This is a genomic window from Capnocytophaga canis, from assembly GCF_000827555.1.
GTDB lineage: Bacteria > Bacteroidota > Bacteroidia > Flavobacteriales > Flavobacteriaceae > Capnocytophaga > Capnocytophaga canis.
Window position 1 is genome coordinate 1 of record NZ_CDOI01000192.1, and the last position, 5,723, is coordinate 5,723.

The 5,723-nt window shown below is 36.7% G+C and carries 4 protein-coding genes; 2 read left to right on the forward strand and 2 right to left on the reverse strand.

The window, feature by feature from the left end; genetic code table 11:
• The first annotated feature begins 388 nt into the window (after nt 1-388).
• Nucleotides 389-3,154, forward strand: coding sequence for an outer membrane beta-barrel protein (locus CCAND38_RS10045; RefSeq protein ID WP_042345172.1), 2,766 nt, complete (start codon nt 389-391; stop codon nt 3,152-3,154).
• 2 nt (nt 3,155-3,156) lie between these two features.
• Entirely contained in the window at nt 3,157-4,371 is a 1,215-nt protein-coding gene (locus CCAND38_RS10050) for a carboxyvinyltransferase (protein ID WP_042345176.1), read from the forward strand.
• An 86-nt stretch (nt 4,372-4,457) separates the two neighbouring features.
• On the opposite strand, the gene CCAND38_RS10055 is transcribed toward CCAND38_RS10050, so the two are convergent.
• Nucleotides 4,458-5,057, reverse strand: a complete 600-nt coding sequence (locus CCAND38_RS10055) for a 50S ribosomal protein L25/general stress protein Ctc (RefSeq protein ID WP_042008273.1) — start codon at nt 5,055-5,057, stop codon at nt 4,458-4,460.
• 29 nt (nt 5,058-5,086) lie between these two features.
• Nucleotides 5,087-5,723: ribose-phosphate diphosphokinase (gene prs / locus CCAND38_RS10060; protein WP_042345178.1), on the reverse strand; the 637-nt coding region annotated here is incomplete at its 5' end.

Here is a 5,723-nt window from a genome sequence, read left to right on the forward strand (position 1 = left end):
AAAGGAAGTTGGTTGTATATTAAGAAGTAACCACACTGACTGAATAAGAGAAAGAGAGATTATCCTAAACGGGTAATCTCTTTTTTATTTGCTAAAGTTTGGAAGCTAATAATCAAATAAAAAGTTTGACATTAAGTTTAATGAAATATTTTTGACTGTAAAAACAAAATATGCTTCAATGATTATTTTCCAGAGCTTTTTTGAATTACAAAAAGTGGGGTTCTATGGAAAGTAAGAGTTCTTTGGAATTTGTATACAGTTTAAAAAAATACTATTTGTTGTGAATGTAACAAAAAAAATGAATTGCAATACAATGAAATCATTTAAATTCATTTATTTTGCAAAGTCTATATTTTAAACAATCAATTACCAATAAAAACATTTTACTATGAAGAGATTGATCGGAATATGTTTTTTTTTACTGAGCATAGGAATGTCAGCTCAGCAATTTACCATTGTGGGAGAAATCTATGACAAAGAAACCCAAAAGCCTGTGGAAGCCGCAACGGTTTTTGTGAGGACGGTAAAAGACTCTATCTTAGTGAATTATACTATTTCAGATGCCAAAGGTAAATTTACATTAAAAGGAAAGTCAAGTGATGATTTTTTGAATTTGATAATTTCCCATGTCGGAAATGCGACGTTTAAAAAGCGTATTGAAACTCCGAAGCCACGCCTTGATTTAGGAAAAATAGAGTTAGAAGCAAAAGCTTTTGAATTAGAAAGTGTCACAGTAACTTCGGAGGCAATTCCTATTACCGTAAAAAAAGATACATTAGAATTTAACGCTGACGCATTTAAATTGCGACCCGACGCTACCGTGGAGGAATTACTTAAAAATTTACCAGGAGTAGAGGTTGATGCCAGTGGAAATATAACTGTAAATGGGGTAGCGGTGAACGAGCTTTTGGTAAATGGGAAGCCTTTTTTTAATGATGTAAAAACAGCTACACGAAATCTTACAAAGGACATTGTGAAGAAAATTCAGGTAAGTGACACCAAAACTAAAGAGCAGAAATTTACTCGTCAGGAAAGTACTTCCGATAATAAATCAATTAATATTGTACTTAAAGAAGATAAAAATAAAGGTGTTTTTGGACGTGTAACGGCAGGTTATGGAACCAAGGATCGTTATGAATTCAGTGGCATTGGGAATTATTTTAAAGATAAAACTCGGGTGTCGGTTTTAGCAAGTTCCAACAATATCAATTCCGCAGGTTTTGAGTTTGATGAAATTTACGGAATGATGTCACGTGGATTTCGAGGAACACGAACCATTTCGATGTCGGGATCAAGTTTTTCGATTAATGGAGTTTCTTTTGGAGGAAGTAGCGAAGGTCTTAATGTTTCGCACTCCGCGGGTATGAATTATGCAGATACTTATGCAAAAAATATGGAAGTAGATGCAAATTACCTTTTTACACATTCAGATAATGAAAATCACACCAAGAGTCTGCGAGAAACAACTCTGCCCAATCGTCATTATTTTTCAGATAGAGAACATTGGGGTAATTCGTGGAATGATAATCATTCGGTACGAGCTTCCTTGGAATACAAATTAGATTCACTCACACAGATTGAGGTAAGCCCTAATTTAGGGATTAACAATGCACATAGCAGTAGCCGAAGTATGGAGCAATCGTTGAACAGCAATCGTACCCTTGTCAATAGCAGTGAGTCCACCAACCAAGCTCAGACAAACAATGTGAATTTTAATAACTATGTTTCACTGCGTCGTCGTTTCAAAGGACGTGGTTTTTGGGGAATTGGCTTTGAAAACTCAAACAGTCGCTCGGAACGATTCCAACAAATTGATAATCGCACAGAGGTATTTGGGGCTAATCCTTCGGTGCAAGTTCGTGATCAACAACAAGAAGCTAACAACACAAGTGACCAGTATAGACTTCGAACGAGCTTTCGTTATCCCATAGCCAAGACTTTTTTTGTAAGAGGGGAATATGTTTTTTCGAAAACCAATATTAAAAACGATGTAGACACTTATGATGCAAATCTGAGTGGTAACTATGTGAACTTCAATACGGCGTTGAGTTCTGACTTTATTACCCAAAACACCCAACAGCGCCCATCGGTAGGATTAGAGTGGAATAAGGATAAAGTTCGATGGAGTGGAGGAGTGAGTTTGGTTAGTAATCGTATTGAAAATCAAGATTTCTTGAGAGAATTGGACTTAGATAGGACCTTTACCAATTTCTCAGTAGAAACCAGTCTTCGCTATGAGTTTCAACGCGGAAAGAATATGTCGGTTCGCTATGATTCCAGTACCCAAGTGCCGTCCGTAAATCAGCTACAACCCATTGATAATGTGAATAATCCTTTGCACACCTTCACAGGAAATCCCGATTTACGACCAACTTTTGAACATAGTATTCGAGCAGATTTTAGTAACTTCAACTGGGAAACCCGTACAGGATATTTTCTATGGTTCAATGCTTATTTAAGCGAAGATAAGATTACTTCCATCACATTAACCAATGATGATTTGACCCGGAGAACCACTTACACCAACATTGATGGCGATTATTCCCTCATGTTTGGAATTGATTATAATAAATCCAATAAGTGGGATAAAAATAAGTTGAAATACGGCTTGGGTACTTTTTCAAGTATTCGAGAAAATAATCAATTCAGTAATGGGACTCGCTATGCTTTGACCAATTATTCTTTAAGTTTAAGAAGTTCTTTGGGATACGATTATGATGAGAAAATTAATATAGAACTGACCTATAATCCTGTGTTTAATGTAGCTCGCTATGATTCGAAAGTGTTTGAAAATCAGAATTACACACAACATCGTACAGGTTTGAGAATAACCTCCTATGTGCCTAAAAATGTGGTCGTCGGAAGCGATTTTTCCTACTCCTATTTGCCTTACATGGGCGAAGGCTTCCGCAAAGGGTACCTCTATTGGAATGCGAGTGTTGGATACAAATTCCTAGAAGATAAAGCAACGATTCAGTTGAAAGCCTTTGATATTTTGAATCAAACTGTCGATTCGTCTCGAATTATTACAGAGGATTACGTACAGGATTCTCAAAGGCTCATGTTGAAGCAATATTTTATGCTTACTTTTACCTATAAACTCAACAAAGTAGGAGGTAACAAAGGAAAAGGATCAAGAGTTATTCTATTTTAGTTATGATTAAAAAGCTAAATAAAACACACCTAAAATCAGGCAAGACTATCTTTATTTCAGGCTCAAAGTCTGAGACCAATCGATTATTACTTCTACAAGCTCTTTTTCCGCAGTTAGAAATTGTAAATATGTCCAATTCTGATGATTCCCAAGTGATGATTGCTGCCCTTGAAAAAGGAAATGGAACCATTGACATTCACCATGCAGGGACAGCAATGCGTTTTCTGACAGCTTTTTTTGCCTCACAAGAAGGGAAAAAAGTCGTTTTGACAGGCTCTTCACGTATGAAAGAACGCCCGATACATATTTTGGTTGAGGCGTTGCAATCCTTGGGAGCAGAAATTACCTATCTTGAAAGTGAAGGATTCCCTCCATTGAAAATTGTAGGAAGAAAACTTTGCAACAATGAGGTCAGCATTCCATCGGAAGTCAGTAGTCAATACATCTCAGCCTTGATGCTCATAGCTCCTTCTTTAGATAAAGGGTTGATAATTCGGTTGTTAGGAAAATCAACTTCTTTGCCTTATATCAAAATGACACTCCAACTACTTGATGAAATAGGAGTTACCACATCGTTTGACGGAACTACAATAGTGATACATCCGCTACAATTGACTGTAAATAAAACACTTGTTGTAGAATCTGACTGGAGTTCGGCTTCCTACTGGTATTCTTTCATTGCTTTGTCAGATATTGAAACGAGCATACATCTACGGAGTTATAAACAATCCAGTTTACAAGGAGATAGTATTTTGTCAGAAATATATTCGTTTTTTGGAGTAGAAACCATTTTTTTAGGCAATGAAATCCGTTTGCAAAAAAAACATACTCCAAAACAAAGCCATTTTTCGTGTGATTTACGAAATACTCCTGATATTGCACAAACTATTGCTATCACCTGCTTTGGCTTAGGACTTTCATGTGATTTAACAGGATTACATACGCTAAAAATCAAAGAAACTGATCGTTTACAGGCCTTAAAAACAGAGCTTACCAAACTTGGAGGTGTTGTTAAAGTTACCGCTGAATCTTTGCATTTGAACAGATGTAAAGAAATTCGTCCTGATACAGCAATAGATACCTACGATGACCACCGAATGGCGATGGCATTTGCCTCATTGTGTTTAAAAAGCAATATTACAATCAATAATTCAGAGGTGGTTTCCAAGTCGTACCCTGATTTTTGGAGCGATGTAGAGAGTATTATGGGTCATTAGTAAACATTGCAGAAAAACAAGTTCTTATGAAATGAAAAAACCTCCCTTTTTTAAGAGAGGTTTTTCGTTATATTCAATTTTGGAGATTATTTTTTCTTGCCTCCTTTTTCTGCTTTTGCAGCCTCTTGAGCAGCTTTCATTGCAGCACGTGAGATTCTCACCTGACAAACAACCGTATTGTCTGGATGCATTACTTTGTAATCGTCTTGTTGTAATTTCGTAACATAGAATTTTTGACCCATTTCCATACCAGAAATATCAACATTTACGAAATCTGGCAATTTAGAAGGAAGAGCTTTTACTTTCAGTTTACGGTTAACAACACGCAACACCCCACCTGCCATAACTCCTGGAGAAGTTCCAGTAATTTGGATTGGCACCTCAATAGTGATTTCTTTGTTTTCATGTAATTGATAGAAATCGATATGAAGTATTTTGTCAGTAACTGGGTCAAACTGAATGTCTTGCAAAATAGCACTATACGTTTTTCCCTCTAATTCAATCGTAGCAGTGTACACGTTTGGAGTGTAAACGATGCTTTTGAATGCTAAATCTGGTGCAGCAAAATGCAAAACATTGTCTCCTCCGTATAACACGCAAGGTACCTGTCCAGCATTACGTAAGGCTTTTGTTGCTGCTTTGCCCACGCTTTCTCTTTGAGATCCTTTGATTGTAATTGATTTCATTTAAAAAATATATTTAGTTATTAAATTATTTACATAATAAATTTTGAGCTAATAGAGTTGTTTTCATGTACGCGGTGCATCACTTCAGCAAACAAATCGGCACAACTCAATACTTTAATTTTGGGACTTTCCTGTTTCAAAGGAATAGAATCTGTAATGATAAGTTCCTCTAATTCAGATTTTTCTATTCTTTCATAAGCTCCACCGCTCAAAAGACCATGTGTAGCGACTGCACGAACGCTGATAGCTCCCCGTTCTTTCATTATTTCAGCTGCTTTTACCAAGGTTCCTGCAGTGTCAACCATGTCATCCACTAAAATTACGTTCTTTCCTTTCACCTCTCCAATAAGCTCCATCGTCTCTATGACATTTGCCTTCTTGCGTTGTTTGTAGCATATCACCACATCGCTGTTCAGGTACTTAGAGTAAGCGTAAGCTCTTTTTGAACCTCCCATATCGGGTGATGCCATGCACAAATTTTCAAGTCCTAAACTATGAAGATGAGGTAAGAAAATGGTCGAAGCATACAAATGATCCACGGGTCGTTCAAAAAAACCTTGGATTTGATCCGCGTGTAAATCCATTGTGATAATACGTGTAGCTCCTGCCGATTCCAAAAGGTTAGCCACTAATTTTGCTGCAATGGGCACTCTCGGCTTTTCTTTT

Excerpts from the sequence above, each read along its gene's own strand:
- CCAND38_RS10055 (WP_042008273.1), bottom strand. The coding sequence starts at position 5,057 with ATGAAATCAATTACAATCAAAGGATCTCAAAGAGAAAGCGTGGGCAAA.
- CCAND38_RS10045 (WP_042345172.1), top strand. The coding sequence starts at position 389 with ATGAAGAGATTGATCGGAATATGTTTTTTTTTACTGAGCATAGGAATG.
- CCAND38_RS10050 (WP_042345176.1), top strand. The coding sequence starts at position 3,157 with ATGATTAAAAAGCTAAATAAAACACACCTAAAATCAGGCAAGACTATC.